The sequence below is a fragment of the Cellulomonas sp. P4_H12 genome (assembly GCF_056400905.1).
The window spans coordinates 1-17,187 of sequence record NZ_JBFUKJ010000049.1 but is presented as its reverse complement, the minus strand read 5'-3'; the positions used below and the strand labels follow the sequence as shown (position 1 = coordinate 17,187).

The 17,187-nt window shown below is 74.3% G+C and carries 15 protein-coding genes; 9 read left to right on the top strand and 6 right to left on the bottom strand.

Features of this window, described 5'->3' with window-relative positions; genetic code table 11:
• Window positions 1–1,258: DEAD/DEAH box helicase (locus AC1DQC_RS19120; RefSeq protein WP_477052815.1), on the bottom strand; the 1,258-nt coding region annotated here is incomplete at its 3' end.
• A gap of 212 nt (window positions 1,259–1,470) precedes the next feature.
• On the opposite strand from AC1DQC_RS19120, the gene AC1DQC_RS19115 reads away from it, so the two are divergent.
• Genes AC1DQC_RS19115 through AC1DQC_RS19105 form a run of 3 tightly spaced genes read left to right on the top strand, consistent with a single transcriptional unit; the run spans window position 1,471 to window position 5,413 of the window.
• Window positions 1,471–2,208: an ABC transporter ATP-binding protein gene (locus tag AC1DQC_RS19115; protein ID WP_477052814.1), complete on the top strand. Its 738-nt coding sequence runs from the start codon at window positions 1,471–1,473 to the stop codon at window positions 2,206–2,208.
• Entirely contained in the window at window positions 2,205–4,751 is a 2,547-nt protein-coding gene (locus AC1DQC_RS19110; protein ID WP_477052813.1) for an ABC transporter permease, read from the top strand. Before AC1DQC_RS19115 ends, AC1DQC_RS19110 begins: the two co-directional genes overlap by 4 nt.
• A gap of 17 nt (window positions 4,752–4,768) precedes the next feature.
• A complete protein-coding gene (locus tag AC1DQC_RS19105; RefSeq protein ID WP_477052812.1) occupies window positions 4,769–5,413 on the top strand; it encodes a CYTH domain-containing protein in 645 nt (214 codons plus the stop codon).
• Window positions 5,414–5,417: 4 nt separating this feature from the next.
• On the opposite strand, the gene AC1DQC_RS19100 is transcribed toward AC1DQC_RS19105, so the two are convergent.
• Window positions 5,418–6,929 carry a CYTH and CHAD domain-containing protein gene (locus AC1DQC_RS19100; RefSeq protein ID WP_477052811.1) on the bottom strand — a complete coding sequence of 504 codons (1,512 nt, stop codon included), beginning with the start codon at window positions 6,927–6,929 and terminating at the stop codon, window positions 5,418–5,420.
• 96 nt (window positions 6,930–7,025) lie between these two features.
• Between AC1DQC_RS19100 and AC1DQC_RS19095 the strand changes: the two genes are divergently transcribed.
• The gene (locus tag AC1DQC_RS19095) at window positions 7,026–8,780 is read left to right on the top strand and encodes a hypothetical protein (protein WP_477052810.1); all 1,755 of its coding nucleotides are present in this window, start codon (window positions 7,026–7,028) and stop codon (window positions 8,778–8,780) included.
• On the opposite strand, the gene AC1DQC_RS19090 is transcribed toward AC1DQC_RS19095, so the two are convergent.
• Window positions 8,767–8,967, bottom strand: coding sequence for a hypothetical protein (locus AC1DQC_RS19090; RefSeq protein WP_477052809.1), 201 nt, complete (start codon window positions 8,965–8,967; stop codon window positions 8,767–8,769). The two genes, AC1DQC_RS19095 and AC1DQC_RS19090, sit on opposite strands and share 14 nt — an antisense overlap.
• A gap of 56 nt (window positions 8,968–9,023) precedes the next feature.
• Between AC1DQC_RS19090 and AC1DQC_RS19085 the strand changes: the two genes are divergently transcribed.
• Window positions 9,024–9,470, top strand: a complete 447-nt coding sequence (locus tag AC1DQC_RS19085; RefSeq protein WP_477052808.1) for a MarR family winged helix-turn-helix transcriptional regulator — start codon at window positions 9,024–9,026, stop codon at window positions 9,468–9,470.
• 6 nt (window positions 9,471–9,476) lie between these two features.
• On the opposite strand, the gene AC1DQC_RS19080 is transcribed toward AC1DQC_RS19085, so the two are convergent.
• Window positions 9,477–10,622: a PrsW family glutamic-type intramembrane protease gene (locus tag AC1DQC_RS19080; protein WP_477052807.1), complete on the bottom strand. Its 1,146-nt coding sequence runs from the start codon at window positions 10,620–10,622 to the stop codon at window positions 9,477–9,479.
• 67 nt (window positions 10,623–10,689) lie between these two features.
• Complete coding sequence (locus AC1DQC_RS19075) at window positions 10,690–11,058, bottom strand: VOC family protein (protein WP_477052806.1); 369 nt, start codon at window positions 11,056–11,058, stop codon at window positions 10,690–10,692.
• 109 nt (window positions 11,059–11,167) lie between these two features.
• Here AC1DQC_RS19075 and AC1DQC_RS19070 point away from each other — a divergent pair, with 109 nt between their 5' ends.
• From AC1DQC_RS19070 to AC1DQC_RS19055, 4 genes are all read left to right on the top strand, one after another.
• Complete coding sequence (locus AC1DQC_RS19070) at window positions 11,168–11,944, top strand: LLM class F420-dependent oxidoreductase (protein ID WP_477052805.1); 777 nt, start codon at window positions 11,168–11,170, stop codon at window positions 11,942–11,944.
• A 22-nt stretch (window positions 11,945–11,966) separates the two neighbouring features.
• Window positions 11,967–13,601, top strand: coding sequence for a metallophosphoesterase family protein (locus AC1DQC_RS19065; protein ID WP_477052804.1), 1,635 nt, complete (start codon window positions 11,967–11,969; stop codon window positions 13,599–13,601).
• A 21-nt stretch (window positions 13,602–13,622) separates the two neighbouring features.
• Window positions 13,623–14,300 (top strand): metal-dependent transcriptional regulator, encoded by a 678-nt coding sequence (locus AC1DQC_RS19060; protein ID WP_477052803.1) that lies wholly within the window; start codon window positions 13,623–13,625, stop codon window positions 14,298–14,300.
• A gap of 80 nt (window positions 14,301–14,380) precedes the next feature.
• On the top strand, window positions 14,381–15,613 hold the full coding sequence (locus tag AC1DQC_RS19055; RefSeq protein WP_477052802.1) for an MFS transporter: 1,233 nt from the start codon (window positions 14,381–14,383) through the stop codon (window positions 15,611–15,613).
• Here the strand turns inward: AC1DQC_RS19055 and AC1DQC_RS19050 are convergent.
• Window positions 15,551–17,187 (bottom strand): helicase HerA-like domain-containing protein (locus AC1DQC_RS19050; protein ID WP_477052801.1); only part of this gene is annotated, 1,637 nt, incomplete at its 5' end. The genes AC1DQC_RS19055 and AC1DQC_RS19050 overlap by 63 nt on opposite strands.

Sequence of the window (17,187 nt, the reverse complement as noted above, 5' to 3'; positions counted from 1 at the left end):
CACCACGGCCACGACCGCGGCCGCGGCCGCCGCCACCGTTGCCGCCGCCACCGCTGGACGCCTGGACGGGCGGGGCGACGTACTTCACGGGCGCGGCGACCTCGCCGACGAGCCGCGTGAGCGTCGCGTCGCCGGGGAAGACGGGCTTCGGGGTCGCCGTGATCTTGGCGGCCCGCGTGAGCTGCCGGACGTCGCCGCGCTGCTCGGGCAGGACGATGGTCACCACGTCACCGCCCGACCCGGCGCGCGCGGTGCGACCCGAGCGGTGCAGGTACGCCTTGTGCTCGGCCGGCGGGTCGACGTGCACGACGAGCTCGATGTCGTCCACGTGGATGCCGCGTGCGGCGATGTCGGTGGCGACGAGCACGCGCACGGCGCCGGAGGAGAACGCCTCGAGATTGCGCTCGCGGGCGCCCTGGGCGAGGTTGCCGTGCAGGTCCACGGCCGGGATGCCGTCCATGGTGAGCTGCTTGGCCAGCTTCTTGGCCTGGTGCTTGGTGCGCATGAACAGGACGCGGCGACCGGTGCCGGAGGCGAGGTGGTGCACGACCTGCTTCTTGGCCTCGGCGTCGCGGACCTCGAACAGGTGGTGCGTCATGGCGGCGACGGGCGACTCGGCGCTGTCCACGGAGTGCTCGACCGGCGAGGTCAGGTAGCGCTTGACCAGCTGGTCGACGCCCTTGTCCAGCGTGGCCGAGAAGAGCAGGCGCTGGCCGGCCTTGGGGGTCTTGTCCATGATGCGCTTGACGCCCGGCAGGAAGCCGAGGTCGGCCATGTGGTCGGCCTCGTCGAGCACGGTGATCTGCACGTCGTCGAGCGTGAGGGCCTTCTGGTTGAGCAGGTCCTCGAGGCGGCCCGGGCAGGCCACGACGATGTCGATGCCGCCGTTGAGCGCGGAGACCTGCTTGCCCTGCGAGACACCGCCGAAGATGACGGTCGTGTTGAGCCCCATCACCTTGGCCAGCGGGGCGATGGTGGCGTCGATCTGCGAGGCGAGCTCGCGGGTCGGGGCCAGGACCAGAGCGCGCGGCCGGCGGGCGGCCTTGCCCTTGCCCGCGGTGGCGGCGAGCCGCACGACGAGCGGGAGGGCGAACGCGAGGGTCTTGCCGGAGCCGGTGCGGCCGCGGCCGAGCACGTCACGGCCCGCCAGCGAGTCGGGCAGGGTCGCGGTCTGGATGGGGAAGGGAGCGGTGATGCCCTGGGCGTCGAGCGCGGTGGACAGGGCAGAGGGCACGCCAAGATCGGCGAAGGAAGTCACAGATTGAGCCTCTCGGGCTGGGTCGGGGTCCGCCGCCAGAGCAACCAGAGCGGGTGCTCCGGGGGACCTCCACGACGCGGGGCGCGCAGGTTCGCGCAGCCCTTGGTGGTCCCACTCTCTCACACGACGTACCGCGAGACGGCTCGCGGTGTCGAGCGTCACAAGGGACGATCGGACGCAACCGGCCCCGGTACCTGGAGGAACGCACCGCGATGACCACACCTGCGATCGCCTCGGCGCGCGACCTGGTGAAGGTCTACGGCGCCGGTACGACGGCCGTGCGGGCGCTCGACGGGGTCGACGTGGACCTGGTCCGGGGGGAGCTCACGGCGATCATGGGGCCGTCCGGCTCCGGCAAGTCGACGCTCATGCACTGCCTCGCCGGCCTGGACCGGCCGACGTCGGGCACCGTGGTGGTGGACGGCCAGACGGTGAGCAGCATGTCGGAGCGGAAGCTGACGGCGCTGCGGCGCACCCGGGTCGGCTTCGTGTTCCAGGCCTACAACCTCGTGCCCACCCTGACGGCGCTGGAGAACATCACGCTGCCGCTGGACATCGCGCGCCGGCGCGTGGACCGGGCGCACGTGGACCTCGTCGTCGAGACGCTCGGGCTCACCGACCGCCTGAACCACAAGCCGAGCGAGCTGTCCGGCGGGCAGCAGCAGCGCGTGGCGTGCGCGCGGGCGCTCGTCGCGCGCCCCGCCGTCGTCTTCGCCGACGAGCCGACGGGCAACCTCGACAGCACCTCGGCGGCGGAGGTGCTCGGGTTCCTGCGGAGCAGCGTCGACGACCTCGGGCAGTCGGTGGTCATGGTCACGCACGACCCGACGTCCGCGGGCTACGCGCACCGCGTCCTGTTCCTCGCCGACGGCCGGCTGGTGGGGGAGCTGCGGGACCCGACAGCGGACACGGTGCTGGCCGCGCTGACCGAGATCCGCGCCGCGCGATGATCCGCGTCGCCCTGCGCGGCGTCCGGGCGCACCTCGTGCGGTTCTGCCTGTCGGTCCTCGCGGTCGCCCTCGGCGTCGCGTTCGTCGCCGGCACGTTCGCTCTGCGCACGATGCTCGGCTCGACGTTCACCGACATCATCGCCACGACGACGCTCGGCGACGCCTACGTCCGGGGCGCCGAGCCCGCCGGCGGCACGGGTGGGCCGGACCGGATCAGCCCGGACACGCGCAACCCGGTCCCGCTCACCCTCGTCGACCAGCTCGCGGCCGTCGACGGCGTCGCCGCCGCTCTGCCCGACCTGCAGGGGCCGCTGGTGCTGGTGGGCGCCGACGGCACCGCCGTGCAGAGCACGCAGGCGCCCAGCTTCGGGTTCGCCTACGACCCGCGGGACCGGGCCGTGCACGTCGTCGCCGGGCGACCGCCCGAGGGTGCCGACGAGATCGCCGTGGAGTCGGCCACGCTGCGCGCGTCCGGCCTGGCGCTCGGCGACGCGACGAGCGTGGTGGTGGGCGGCGAGATCCGACCGGTGACCGTGGTGGGGGAGATCGGGCTCGGGTCGGCGCTGGCCGGCGCGACGGTCGTGTTCCTCGACACGGCGACCGCGACCGCCGCGTTCGCCCCGGACGGCACGGTGGCCACGATCTCGGTCCTGGCCGCCGACGGGCTCAGCGAGCAGCAGCTGGTGGACCGGATCGCGCCCGTCGCCGCGGCGTCGGCCGTGCCCGCGGAGGCGGTGACCGGCGACGAGGTGCGCGACCAGGCCACCGCGAACGTCCTGGCGATCCTCGGCTTCATCACGACGTTCCTGCTGGTGTTCGCGGGGATCTCGTTGTTCGTCGGCGCGTTCATCATCGCGAACACGTTCTCCATGTGGGTGCGTCAGCGCACCCGCGAGCTCGCCCTGCTGCGCGCTGTGGGGGCGTCACCGCTGCAGGTGTTCTCCTCGATCGTGCTGCAGGCGGCCATCGTCGGCGTGGTCGGCGCGGCGCTGGGCGTCGCGGGCGGGCTCGGCCTGGTGGTCGTCCTGCGTTCGGTGCTGGGCCGGGTCGGCATGCAGCTCACCGGACGGGTGCCGCTCGACGGGTTCACCCTCGTGGTGTCGGTGCTCGTCGGCACCCTGGTCAGCGTCCTCGCGGCGGCGCTGCCCGCGCGCCGGGCAGCCCTCGTGCCGCCGGTCGAGGCGCTCCGCGACGAGGTGACGCTGCCGGAGCGCTCGCTGAGCCGGCGTGCCGTCGCCGGCGCGGTGCTCGTGGTGCTGGGCGTCGGCGCGGTGACCGCCGCCCTCCTGGACCCCGCGGCMGAGCACGCGGGCGCGCTGCTGGGGATCGGCGCCGGCGCGGTGGTGCTCGGGGTGCTCGCGGCCTCGCCCGTGCTGGCGCGCGGCATGCTCCGGGTGCTCGCCGTGCCCGTCGCGCGGTGGCGCCCGGTCGGGCCGCTCGCCCGCGGCAACGTCACCCGCAACCCGCGACGCACGGCCAACACGGCCGGGGCCTTGATGATCGGCATGGCGCTGGTGGGCGCCGCCGCCGTCATCGCCGCCACCACGCAGGCGTCCACCAGCGCGATCGTCGCTCGGGAGGCCACCACCGACTACATCCTGCGCGGGGCCGCCCAGGGCACCGTGCCGGCGCAGGCCATCGAGGACGTGCGCGCCCTGCCCGACGTGCGCGCCGCGGACACGTTCGCCACCGGCGTGGTCCTGGTGGACGGTGCGAGCCTCGCGGTCACCGGCATCGACCCGACGGCCGTCGGCCGCAGCATCCGGACCGAGCAGGTCGAGGGCTCGTTCCCGGACGCGCTGGCGGCGGGCGAGGTGGCGGTCCAGCGGACGACGATGGACGACGAGCACTGGACGGTCGGCCAGCGCCTCGAGCTCGTCGGGTCGAGCGCGTCGCAGACGGTCGCCATCGGCGCCGTCATCGACTCGCCCGCGTTCGGCGTGCCGCTCGTCGTGTCGCAGACCCTGCTCGACCAGCTGCTGCCGCCCGACGAGCAGCGCGTCACCACCGTCTTCGTCACCGCGACCGAGGGGGCCGACGTGGCTGCCCTGCGCGACCAGCTCACGGACGCCGTCCGCCCCTACGTCGTGGTCTCGGTCATGGACAGCGCGGAGTTCGTCTCGGACCTGGCCGCCCAGGTGGACCGCGTGCTCGTCATCCTCTACGCGTTGCTCGGCCTGTCCATCGTCATCGCCGTGCTCGGCATCATCAACACGCTCGCGCTGTCGGTCATCGAGCGGACCCGTGAGATCGGGCTGCTGCGGGCCGTCGGTCTCGGACGGCTGCAGCTGGGCACCACGATCACGCTGGAGTCCGTGCTGACCGCGGTGTTCGGCACCACGGTCGGGCTGGTGCTGGGCGTCGCGCTCGCGGCCACGTTGCCCACGGTCTTCGCCGACGTCGGGCTGCGCACGCTCGCGATCCCGTGGGCGAGCCTCGTGGCCATGCTCGCGCTCGCCGTCCTGGTCGGCGTGGTCGCGGCGCTCTGGCCGGCGGTCCGCGCGGCGCGTCTGCCCGTGCTCGACGCGGTGACCACGGAGTGACCGATAGCCTCGGAGGCGTGAGCGACACCGGGTACGGCGACTTCGAGTTCGAGCGTCGCTTCTGGGCGCGCGACGTGCCCGCCGAGCTGCTGGACGCCTCGCCGGCCCTCATCGTGCAGAGCTACGTGCTCGCTGACGGCGGCTTCGCCGTCCGCGTCCGGGTGCAGGCCACCGTCGAGGGCCTCGTGCTCGAGCCCGGGCTGGACGAGCTCGCCATCCTCGACCGGTACGCCGACCAGATGGACTTCTGCGCGATCACCGTCAAGGGCCCCATGAACGAGGGCACCCGGTACGAGGCCGAGCGCGAGCTGGACGTCTCCGTGGGCCTCGAGCTGGTGCGCCGGGGCGGTGCGCGTGTGGCCAAGACGCGGCACTCGGTGTGGCTGGGCGACGACGGGTGGGTGGTCGACACGTTCGCGGGCGGGAACGCCCCGCTGGTGGTCGCCGAGGTCGAGCGCGGCGGCCCCGTCACCAACCTCACCATCCCGGAGTTCTGCGTCACCGAGGTGACGTCCGATCCGCGGTTCTCCAACGACGCACTCGCCGGTGCCCCGTACGGCACCTGGGCGTCGGCCTACGAGCGCGAGCTCGCCGCCGACGGACCCCGCTTCCTGCAGAGCCTCGGCCACAACCACCGCGCCGACGAGCCCGGACCGGCCTGAGCGCTCAGCGCGCCCACCGTCGGTGCGCGCGGCGCACCGCCCTGCGGACCGGGCGCCGAGCGGCACGCTCCGCGGCGGCGCCGGCCTCCTGCGCGAGGGCGTGCAGCCGCCCGTAGGTGAAGGCGTTCTCGCCGTCCAGGTGCGCCTGGATGCCGATCCGGCGCAGCGTCTCGCGCCGGACGACCGAGTCGTGCTGGCGGCCCAGGACGTCCTGCACCTCGCGGGCCCGCCGGGCGCTCCGGAGCGCCGGGTCGCCCACGACCAGGGCACCGACCTCGCTCGCGTACCGGGCGCGCCGGGCGTCCTTGCGGATCTCGTGCAGCGCCTCGTCGTGGTCCTCGGGGCCGTCTGCGCCCGCCCCGACCGCGTCCACCAGACGTCGCCACGCCGTGCGGGCCCGGCGCGGGATGACCCGGTCGGCGGCCTCGGCCGCGCGCGGACCCGCCGGCAGGGCGTCCGCCAGCGCGTCGAGCGACGCCAGGAGGGCGAGGTGCCGGTCGGAGTCGAGCCATCCCTCGAGCGCGTCGAGGGCGGTGCGCCGCGCCACCGAGCGGTCGTCGTCGAGGCGCTGCGCGACCGGCCCGAGCACGAGCTCGATGTCCTCCTGCGCCACCAGGCGGCGCAGCTCCCGACGCTCGACGTAGGCGTCCCGGGCGTCGCCGAGCAGGTGGCCGAGCTCGGACAGCTCGTCGCGGACCGGGTCGGTGAGGGAGCGGTCCACGACCGGGCGGAACACGGCGAGCGCCGTCCGGAGCCGGCGCGTGGCCACCCGCGCGTCGTGGACGCCGTCGTCGTCGCCCGCGCGGAGGGCGGGGTCCGCGGCGAGGAGCCGTTCGGTGTGCACCGCCACGTACGCGCGGACCACCTCGGCCGCGGTGCCGTCCCGAGGCGACGTCGCCCGCGGCTCGGGAGCCGCCGGGCCCAGCGCGCGCGTCAGCTTGGCGGCCCGCCGCGGCGCGGCACCGGCCACCGACGCCAGCGCCCGGGCGACCGCGACGACGACGTCGTCCGGGCCGTCGACCAGCTCCACCTCCCATTCGCGCCACGTCGCGAGCTCCGCGCCGTCCGCCGACAGCGCCCGGACCGTGTCGTCGGCGACCTCGGCCAGGACCGTGCCCGACTCGTCGCGCAGGCGGTGCACCAGCCGATGCGTGCGCAGCTCCGCGCGCGGGGCGAGCGGTCGGTCGAGCGTGCGTGATCGGACGAGCGGCAGCAGCTCGGCAGGCACCTCGTCGGCGAGCGGCGTGCGGTGCTCCGTGCGCCGTCGGGGACCCGCGTCGCCGGACCGGCCGGTCGGGACCTTGAGGTGCCAGCCCTCGTCGTCCCCGCCTGTCCGTCGGCGCAGCGTGACGCCGGCGCGCGCCAGGTCGAGGCGAGGCGTGTCGACGTACACCGCGACGAGCTCCACGGCCTGCGGCTCGTCGACGGACGCGACGCCGTCGACGGTCGTGAGGTCGGGCAGCCGGGCATCCAGGGGGACCTCGACCGCGCTCTCCGTCTCCTGGTGCTGACCCATGCATCGAGGCTGGCACCTTGCCGCGGTCCGCGCGCGCTAAGGCTCAGCCATCGTCCCCTCGTACACTGGCGGTCGGCTGCGAGAGGGAGGTCCGCCGTGCCGTTGCGTCGACGACGCGGCCCGATCGTCGTGTGCCTGCTCGCGACGCTCGCTCTCGCCGGGTGCACGGACGACGACTCCCAGCTGGCCCCGAGCCCGACGGCGAGCACGCTCGCGCCGACTCCCACGCCGACCCCGACGCCGGTGTCCGCGCAGGTCACCGCCCCCGCCGAGCCGGCCACCGTGCTCCCGGCGGCCACCGTCCAGGACGCGGCCCTCGAGGCGTCCCGTGCCCTGTTCGCGCGCGCGCCCGTGGTCGTCGTCGCGCCCGCCGAGGACCTCGCGTCCCAGCTGACGGCGTCGTCGGTGGCGGTCGCGGTGGGGGCGCCCGTCCTGCTCGTTGCCGCCGGCGCCGACCCCGCGGCCGTGCTCGAGGAGGTCGCGCGGCTCGACGCCGACGCCCTGCTCACCGTCGGGGCGGTGGGGCTCGTCCCGCCGGCCGAGGTCGCCGTCGTGCCCGTGGCTGCCGGCGCGGACCCGAACGCCCTGCGGGCCGCGACGGGCGTCACGTTCGGTGCACCGACCGAAGTTCCGGCCGGCCAGGAGGCGGCCGCGGTGCGCGCGCTCACGCCGACGGCCACGGCCGTCCTGGTCGTCCCGGGCTGGGTCGCTGCGCCGGCACCGGGCCCCACGCCGACCGTCGCACCGACGGCGTCGCCCTCGGCGACGTCGTCGCTGTCCGCCCTCCCGCGCACCCGCCCGCCCGAGCCCGCCCCGGCGACGGTGGCGCTCACGGGCGTGGGTGTCGACCCGCTCGCCGCGCTGGCGACCATCCGGGCCGCGGGCGTCCCCGTGCTCGACGTGCCCGGCGGCGACCCCCGCGCAGCGACGCCGGGCGTGCAGGCGATCGCCGCGGCCGCACCGGACCACGCGGTCGCGCTCGGCGCCKCGTTCGGGCCGCCRGACCAGCTCGCCCGCCGCATGGCGGCGGCGCGCACCGGCGCGCTCCTCGGCGGCGGCGGGCAGCTGATCTTCCCGCAGGTCCCGGGCGTGCCCGGCAAGAAGTACGTGGCCCTGTACGGCACGCCGGGCTCGAAGGCGCTCGGGGTGCTGGGCGAGCAGGACGTCCCGGCCACCCTCACCCGGGCGGACGCCACCGCGGCGCCCTACCGGTCCCTCACCGTGGACGCCGTCGTCCCCGCCGTCGAGATCATCGCGACCATCGCGTCCGCGGGACCGGGGCCTGACGGCAACTACTCGGACGAGCGCCCGGTCGGGGACCTGCGCCCCCTGGTCGAGGCCGCGGGCGCCGCGGGCATGGCCGTCGTGCTCGACCTGCAGCCCGGTCGCACCGACTTCCTCACGCAGGCCCAGCAGTACGCGGACCTGCTCGCGCTCCCGTACGTGGGCCTCGCGCTCGACCCCGAGTGGCGCCTGGCGCCGGACCAGGTGCACCTGCGCCAGATCGGCTCGGTCGGCATCGACGAGGTCAACACCGTCGTCGCGTGGCTGGCGGACTTCACGGCGCAGCGTGCGTTGCCGCAGAAGATGTTCGTGCTGCACCAGTTCGCCGGCCGGATGATCACGGACCGCGGCCGCCTGGACACGTCGCGCGACGAGTTGTCGGTGGTCATCCACGTCGACGGGCAGGGTTCGCAGCCCGCCAAGGCCGGCACCTGGAACGCCCTGCGCACCGACGCGCCGCCCGTGCACTGGGGGTGGAAGAACTTCTACGACGAGGACGCGCCGATGCTGGACCCGACGCAGACCTACCAGGTCCAGCCGGTGCCGGACCTCGTCAGCTATCAGTAGGTCGCTCGACGAGGAACGACCGCCCGCTCGCGTCCACCACGCGCTCGAACCCCTGCTGGAGCTCGGTGTCGCGGGCGCGCTCGTCGGCGGTGAGGACCTTGCGCGGCCCGCGGATGTTGCCCACCTGGGCGGGTCCGAGGTACGTGAGCCACCACTCGGTCATGTCGCGGCGCTGCTTCTTCGGCACGGGCACTCCTCAGTAGTTCGTGCACGAAGTATATGCGCACGATCTATCATCGCCGCATGGAGGATCCGCTCGCCGTCGAGGCCCAGGTCTGCCTGACCGTGTCCGCGGCGGCGCGCAGCCTCGTGGCGTTCTACCGGCCGCTGCTGGAGCCGCTAGGCCTCACGCACCCGCAGTACCTCGCGATGCTGGCCCTCTGGCAGTACGGCCGGCTCTCGCTGAAGGAGCTGGCCGCGCTGCTGCACCTCGAGCCCGCGACGGCGTCGCCCCTGGTCAAGCGGCTGGAGGCCATGGGTCTGGTGAGCCGGGAGCGGGCCACCGGCGACGAGCGCGCGCTCGACATCGTGGTGACCGACGCCGGGCGCGCGATGCGGGCGTCCGCCGTCGGGATCCCGACCGCCATGGTGGACGGTCTGGGCCTGACGCCCGCGCAGATCGACCAGATCCGCAGCGCGGCCGAGCTGCTCATCTCGGCCGCGCGGCCGTCCACGGTCGACGCTGGCTGACGAGGCTCAGTCGGCCGACCCGGTCTCCGGCACGGCGGCCGCGACCGGGGGCGCCGCGTCGGGCGCCGCGGGCGTCGCGCCGAGGTGCTTCGGCGTCCAGCCCTTGCTGACCACGCCCACCAGCTCCGGCGGGGTCGACTTGCGCACCATCGCCTTGAACACGAGGTACGTCGCGACGAACAGGCCCCAGCGGAACAGCTGCAGGAGCAACGTCACGCCCGGGTTGTCGCAGCCGAGCGTCGACGACGTGTCGTTGGCGGAGTGCACCACCATGACGGCGAGGATCACGCCGAGGGCAGCCGGGGTCCCGCGGCCGCCGTAGACGCGCCAGAGCCGCCACGCGACCGCGACGGCGATGCCGGTCCAGAGCCAGTGCAGCGGGGAGACGGTCCAGATGCGCGCGACCTGCGCCTGGATGACGAACATCGGCGTCGCCTCCGGGGTCTCGGCCCCGCAGAAGTTCGGTCCGCTGGCCGCCGCGGTCTCGTAGGCGTAGATCGTGGTCTCCGTGATCGCGAACCCGAACCCGGCGGCGAGGCCCATCGCGATGCCGGCGCGCGGGTTGCGGTACCGGCCGACGAGGAACAGCGCGAGCGGCACGACGAGCTTGGCGAGCTCCTCGGTGAAGCCCACCGTCCGGGTCGCCGTCTGGACACCGCCGAGGTGCTCGATGACGAGGTCGTTCAGGTTGAGCGCGATCAGCAGCGTCGCCCCGGCGCCCGCGACCGTCCCCGCCAGCACGGACAGGGGGCCGACGGCCTCGTCCAGCGCGACCTGGCGGGCGACGAAGCGGTAGAAGCCCGCGCACACCAGGGACATGGCGAGAAAGCTCGTCCAGCCCATCACGGTGACGTCCTCGGACGACGTGTAGAGGGCGGAACCGACGCCGAGGACCACGACCGCCGCCACGAAGAACCACACCCACGCGCCCCAGAACCGGCCCCGGAACCGACGTCCGAGGGCGGCGGCGACCGACCCGTCCGCCACGTCGGGGTGCCACGCCTGACCGTCCCAGAGACGTCGGCGAGGTTCGGTGGTCGTGGGGTCCGGGTACCAGTCGGCGGCGGGGGAGTCGGGTCGGCGGCGCTCCAGCAGCATCGCGGCGGCGAAGCCCACGACGAGCAGAAGGGCACCCAGAAGAGTGAGCGGCATCGGCATCCTCGGTGTCGCGGCGGCTGATATGGGTGGTTCGCGCCGGTGCGCCCACTATGCCAGGGGCTCAGCGGCGGACGATCTGCTGCACCGCCCACCGGTTGCCGTCCGGGTCCTCGAAGAACGTGAACCGGCCCCACGGGAACTCGACGACGGGCTCGGCGGCGACCCCGCGGCCCACCAGGAGCTCGTAGGCGGCGTCGGCGTCGTCGACGACCACCTGCAACCCCTTCTGCGCGCCCGGCGGCATCGAGGTCATGGTCACGTCGAGCACGATCGAGCACGCGGAGCCCGGCGGGGTGAGCTGCACGAACCGCAGGGTCTCGTCGACGGTGACGTCGTGGTCGGCGACGAAGCCGACCTGGTCGACGTAGAACGCCTTCGCGCGGTCGATGTCGGCGACGGGGACGGAGACGAGCTCGAGCTTCATGTCCATCGTGGACTCCTCTTCGTGGTGGGTGGAACCAGCATCGCGCCAGAACAGGTCAGATCTCGTCCGCTTCTCCCGGAGGCTCGATCCGGCGCCCGTCCGTAGGCTCGACACCATGACGCACCCCATCCGCATCGGAGTCCAGCTCCAGCCCCAGCACGCCGACTATGCCCAGATCCGCGACGCGGTCCGTCGCGCGGAAGACCTCGGCGTCGACGTCCTGTTCAACTGGGACCACTTCTTCCCGCTCAGCGGCGACCCGGACGGCAAGCACTTCGAGTGCTGGACCATGCTCGGCGCGTGGGCGGAGCAGACGAGCCGCGTGCAGATCGGCGCGCTCGTGACGTGCAACTCGTACCGCAACCCGGAGCTGCTGGCGGACATGGCGCGGACCGTCGACCACATCAGCGGTGGCCGGCTCATTCTCGGGATCGGGGCCGGCTGGTTCGAGAAGGACTACGACCAGTTCGGCTACGAGTTCGGCACCGCGGGCGGGCGCATCGCCGACATGGCGCAGGCGCTGCCGCGGATCAAGGCGCGCTGGGCGGCGTCGAACCCCGTTCCCACCCGGGACATCCCCGTCCTGATCGGCGGTGGCGGCGAGCGCAAGACGCTGCGGGTCGTCGCGGAGCACGCGGATGTCTGGCACTCCTTCGGGGACGTCGAGACCCTCAGCCGCAAGAGCGCCATCCTCGACGAGCACGGCACCGACGTGGGCCGGGACACCGCCTCGCTGGTCGAGCGCTCGGTGGGAGTCGGCACGTCGCCGGCCGCCGTGGCGGACGCCCTGGTCGCCGCCGGCGCCACGCTGTTCACCATCGGTGCCAGCGGCCCGGACTACGACCTGTCGCTCGCCGCCGAGTGGGTGGCCTGGCGGGACGCCCGGAGCTGACCGCCCCCTAGGCTTGGGGGCGATGAGCCACCCGAGCGGCCCGGACCAGGGCGTCGAGCGACGATGGTGGCCGCGTGTGCTCCTCGTCGTCGGCGCCCTGCTCCTCGCGCTGGTCTTCGGGATCACGACCGCCTCGGTGGAGAGCAGCCTCGGCCCGCACGAGGCGCGGTACGACGTCACCACGGACGACACGGTGACCGTCGACCTCGGGCCGCTCGGCACGCTCCAGATCGACTCCCCGCTCCCGCTCACGCTCGGCGTGCGCGTGACGGTGCAGGAGATCCCCGCGTCCGTCACGGAGCTCAGCCAGGCCAAGACCCTGCAGGCGCTCAGTGGGGACCTGCAGAGCTACCTGCAGTTCTTCTCGGGACCCCAGGCGACCGTGCAGGACGTGGCCCGGGCGTTGGCCGTGCAGGCGCTCGAGCGGACCGCGCTCGCCTTCGCCCTGCTGGTCGGCGCGTGGTGGCTGCTGCGGTGGCTGCTCGGCGCCGCCCGCCGCGCCGAGCTGCGCGAGCGCCTGCGTCCGCACCTGCGGTCCGTGGTGGTCGCGGCCGTGGCCGTGGCCCTGGTCGCGACCGTGCTGACGTCCAGCCTGGGACGGCGCGACCAGCCGCCGGAGTCGCACACCGCCTCGGCCGTGTTCGACGGCACCCCGCTCGAGGGTGCCCGGGTGACCGGCCGGCTCGGCGGCGTCATCGACACGTACGGCGGCCAGGTCGTGGCGGAGCTGCGCAACAACGAGAAGTTCTACGCCGCCGCGAACGAGTCCCTCGAGGCCGCCTGGGACGACCGTCAGCAGACGATCGACGCCGCGGTCGTCGCGCCGCCCGCCACGTCGTCACCGACACCGACCGCGCCGGACGCCGAGGACCTGGTGACCGTGGTCGTGGTCTCCGACCTGCACTGCAACATCGGCATGGCGCCCCTCATCCGCACGCTGGTGCTGCGGTCGAAGGCCGACCTGGTCCTCGACGCGGGCGACACCACGCTCAACGGGACCTCCGTCGAGCAGTACTGCGTGACCACCTTCGCGCGCGCGATCCCCGACGGCGTGGAGCTGGTGACCTCGCCCGGCAACCACGACTCGCGGGAGACCACCGGCAACTACGCGAAGGCCGGTGCCACCGTGCTGGACGGGTCGGTGATCGAGGTCGACGGCATGCGCATCCTGGGCGACCGGGACCCGAACGAGACCCGGGTCGGCGCGGGCGGCACCGCCCAGGCCGGCAAGGAGTCCGCGAGCGACGAGGCCGAGCGCCTCTCCGACGTGGCGTGCGACGACCCCGACGGCGTCGACCTGCTGCTCATCCACACGCCGGCCGTCGGCCAGCCCGCTCTGGCCAGCGGCTGCGTGCCCGCCCAGATCTCGGGCCACCTGCACAAGCGGTACGGGCCCGAGCGGATGGACCTCGGCGTCCGCTACGTCAGCTCGAGCACGGCGGGGGCGACGCTGGGTCAGCCCACCGTCGGGCCCCTGCACGGCGTCGCGGAGATGACGGTCCTGCGCTGGGACCCCGCCAGCCGGCGCTTCGTCGACTACCAGCTGGTCCAGGTCCGGCCCGACACCACCGCGAGCGTCAGCGGCCGCCTGCGCTGGCCCCCGACGCCGGCGGTCCTGACACCGACCGGGCCGGGCGGAACCCCGTCGCCCGTCTGAGCGCCACCTAGGGTGGACGGCGTGAGCACGCCGACGACCCCCGAGCTGAGCGCCGTCACGCAGGACTACCTCAAGGTCGTGTGGTCGGCGGGCGAGTGGTCGGGGCAGCCCGTCACCACGAAGATGCTGGCGACCCGCCTGGGGGTCGGCGCGTCGACCGTCTCGGAGACGGTCCGCCGCCTCGCCGACGCGGGTCTGGTCACGCACCAGCCCTACGGCGCCATCGAGCTGACCGCGGCCGGCGAGCGGCACGCGCTCGCCGTCGTGCGGCGGCACCGCCTCATCGAGACGTTCCTCGTCGAGGTGCTCGGGTACGGGTGGGACGAGGTGCACGACGAGGCCGAGGTGCTCGAGCACGCCGTGTCGGACCTCTTCGTGGAGCGGATCGCCGCGCAGCTGGGCCACCCGCGCCGGGACCCGCACGGCGACCCCATCCCGGGCCCCGACGGCACGTTCGAGGCGCCGGCCGCGCTCGTGCTGTGGGACGTGGAGCCGGGGGACTGGGCGGTGGCCCGGATCTCCGACGCCGACCCCGGCCTGCTGCGCTACCTGGAGTCGGTCGACCTGGTGCTCGACGCCGCGGTCACGGTCGTCGAGCGGCGCACGGTCGCGGGCGTGATCTCGGTCCGCGTCGGCGGCCGCACGGTCGACCTCGGCGAGGTCGCCGCCCGGGCGATCTGGCTGGTCCCCGTCGCCTGACGTACTCTTGCGGCATCCACCGGAGCTGACGACGACGTACTCCGCACCCAGATCGAATCGATTCGTCCGGAGGGTCGTCGTTGGTCACGCTCACGCCCGCGCGCTCGCGCGCCGCGCTGTTCGCCCTCGCCCTGGGCGGCTTCGGCATCGGCACGACGGAGTTCGCGACGATGGGCCTGCTGCCCGAGATCGCCGCGGACCTCGACGTCTCCATCCCGACCGCCGGCCACGCGATCACCGCGTACGCGCTCGGCGTGGTCGTCGGCGCCCCGACGCTCGCCGCGCTGGGTGCCCGCCTGGACAGGCGCCGCCTCCTGCTGCTGCTCATGGTGGCCTTCACCGTGGGGAACGTGCTCTCCGCGTTCGCGCCGACCATGGGCTGGCTCGTGCTCGCCCGGTTCCTCGCCGGGCTGCCGCACGGCGCGTTCTTCGGTGTCGGCGCGGTGATGGGGACCGCCGTCGTCGGACCGGAGCGCCGCGGGCGCGCGGTCGCCGCGATGATGGCGGGCCTGACGATCGCCTGCGCCGTCGGTGTCCCCCTGACCGCGGTCGTCGGCCACGCCGTCGGCTGGCGGTGGGCGTTCGTCGGCGTCGGCGCGCTCGGGCTGGTGACGCTCGCGGCACTCTCGGCGTGGACCCCCTCGCTGCCGTCGGCACCGGGCACGACCGTGCGCACCGAGCTCGCCGCGCTGCGCAACCGTCGGCTGTGGATCGCGTTCGGCGCCGGGGCGGTCGGGTTCGGCGGCATGTTCGCCGTCTACTCGTACGTCAAGCCGCTGCTGACCGAGGTGACCGGGCTCAGCGTCGGTCTCGTGCCGCTGGTGCTCGCGCTCTACGGGATCGGCATGACGATCGGCACCGTCGTGGGCGGCCGGCTGGCGGACCGGTCGGTGCTGGGCACGGTCATCGGCAGCATGGTCGCCACGATCGTCGTGCTGGTCGCCGTCGCGCTCGTGGGTGCCAACCCCGTCCCGGCGGTGCTCTCGCTGGTGCTGCTCGGCGTCACCTCGCAGGTGCTCGGGCTCTCGCTGCAGACCCGGCTCATGGATGTGTCGCCCGCCGCGCCGTCGCTCGGTGCGGCCCTGTGCCACTCGGCGCTCAACCTGGGCAACGCGACCGGCGCGTTCGTCGGCGGGCTCGTCATCGCCGGCGGCCTCGGCTACCTGGCGCCGGCCTGGGTCGGCGCCATCCTCACCGCGGTCGGGCTCGTGGTCGTCCTCGTCTTCGGCCGCGGCCCGGCCCCCGTGCCGTCAGCGCCGGCGGGTGCCGAAGATCGAGCGCGTGATCTCACGCCCCAGCTGAGTGCCCGCTGACCGCAGCAGGCTGTCCAGCGGACTCGTCCGGCTGGTCGACCGGCGCGGAGCGGCCCGGCGAGCCTCCTTGGCCTTCCGCGCGGCCTCGTCCGCGGCCTCCTCGGCCTCCTCGGCCCGGCGTGCCGCCTCCTGCGCCTTCTCGGCCCGCACGGCGAGCAGCTCGTAGGCCGACTCACGGTCCACGGCGGCCGCGTACCGGGCGGCCAGCGGCGACGCCGACACCGCGGCGGTCAGCTCGGCCGCGGGCATCGGCTCCATCGACGACTGCGGGGCGCGCAGCCGCGTCCATGCCACCGGCGTCGGCGTGCCGCGCTCGGACTGCACGGTGACCACAGCCTCGCCCGTGCCCAGCGACTGGAGCAGCTGCTCGAGGTCGTACGGCGAGGTTGGGAACGTGCGGGCGGCGGCCCGCAGCGCCGAGGCGTCGTCGGGAGTGAATGCCCGCAGGGCGTGCTGGACGCGGTTGCCCAGCTGGCCCAGCACGTCGGCGGGCACGTCCTTGGGGCTCTGCGTGACGAAGAAGACGCCGACGCCCTTCGACCGGATCAGCCGCACGGTCTGGGTCACCTGCGTGAGGAAGTCCGCCGACGCGCCGGTGAACAGCAGGTGCGCCTCGTCGAAGAAGAAGACGAGGCGCGGCTTGTCGGGGTCGCCCACCTCGGGCAGCTCTTGGAACAGCTCGGCCAGCAGCCACATGAGGAACGTCGAGAACAGCGCGGGTCGGTCCTGCACGGCCGGCAGCTCGAGCGCGCTGATGACTCCGCGGCCGTCGCTGGTGGTCCGCAGGAGCTCCGACACGTCGAACGCGGGCTCCCCGAAGAACGCGTCGGCGCCCTGCGCCTGCAGCCCGACGATCTCGCGCAGGATCACCCCCGCGGTCGCCGCGGACAGGCCGCCGATCCCCTTGAGCTGCGGCTTGCCCTCGTCGCTGACCAGGTACGCGATGGTGGCCTGCAGGTCCTTGAGGTCGAGCAGGGCGAGCCCCTGGGTGTCGGCCCAGTGCATGAGCAGCCCCAGGCTCGACTCCTGTGTCCCGTTGAGGCCGAGCACCTTGCCCAGGAGCAGGGGGCCGAAGTCGGTGACGGTGGTGCGCACGGGCGTGCCCTCGCCGATGCCGCCGAGGCTGAGGAACTGGACGGGCGACGCCGTCGCGACCCACTCCTGCCCGACGCTCGCCGTGCGGGCCAGCAGCTTCTCGTTCGGCGTCCCGGGCACGGCGAGCCCGGACAGGTCGCCCTTGATGTCGGCGACGAACACCGGCACACCGGCGGCCGACAGGCCCTCGGCCAGGACCTGCAGCGTCTTCGTCTTGCCCGTCCCGGTCGCGCCGGCCACCAGGCCGTGCCGGTTCATCATGGCGAGCGGGACGCCGACGACCGCGCCGGGCACGGGGACGTCGTCCTCGACCAGGGCGCCGAGCGGGAGCATCGGACCGCTGAACGTGTAGCCGGCGACGATCTGGGCGGCGTGGTCGGACAAGGTGGCCGCCGGCGGCGCGGCGGTGGGCTGTGGGGGAGTGCCCGCTGCGGCCGCCTCTGCCGCCTCGAGCGCGGCGGCCGCGGCCTGCGCCCTGG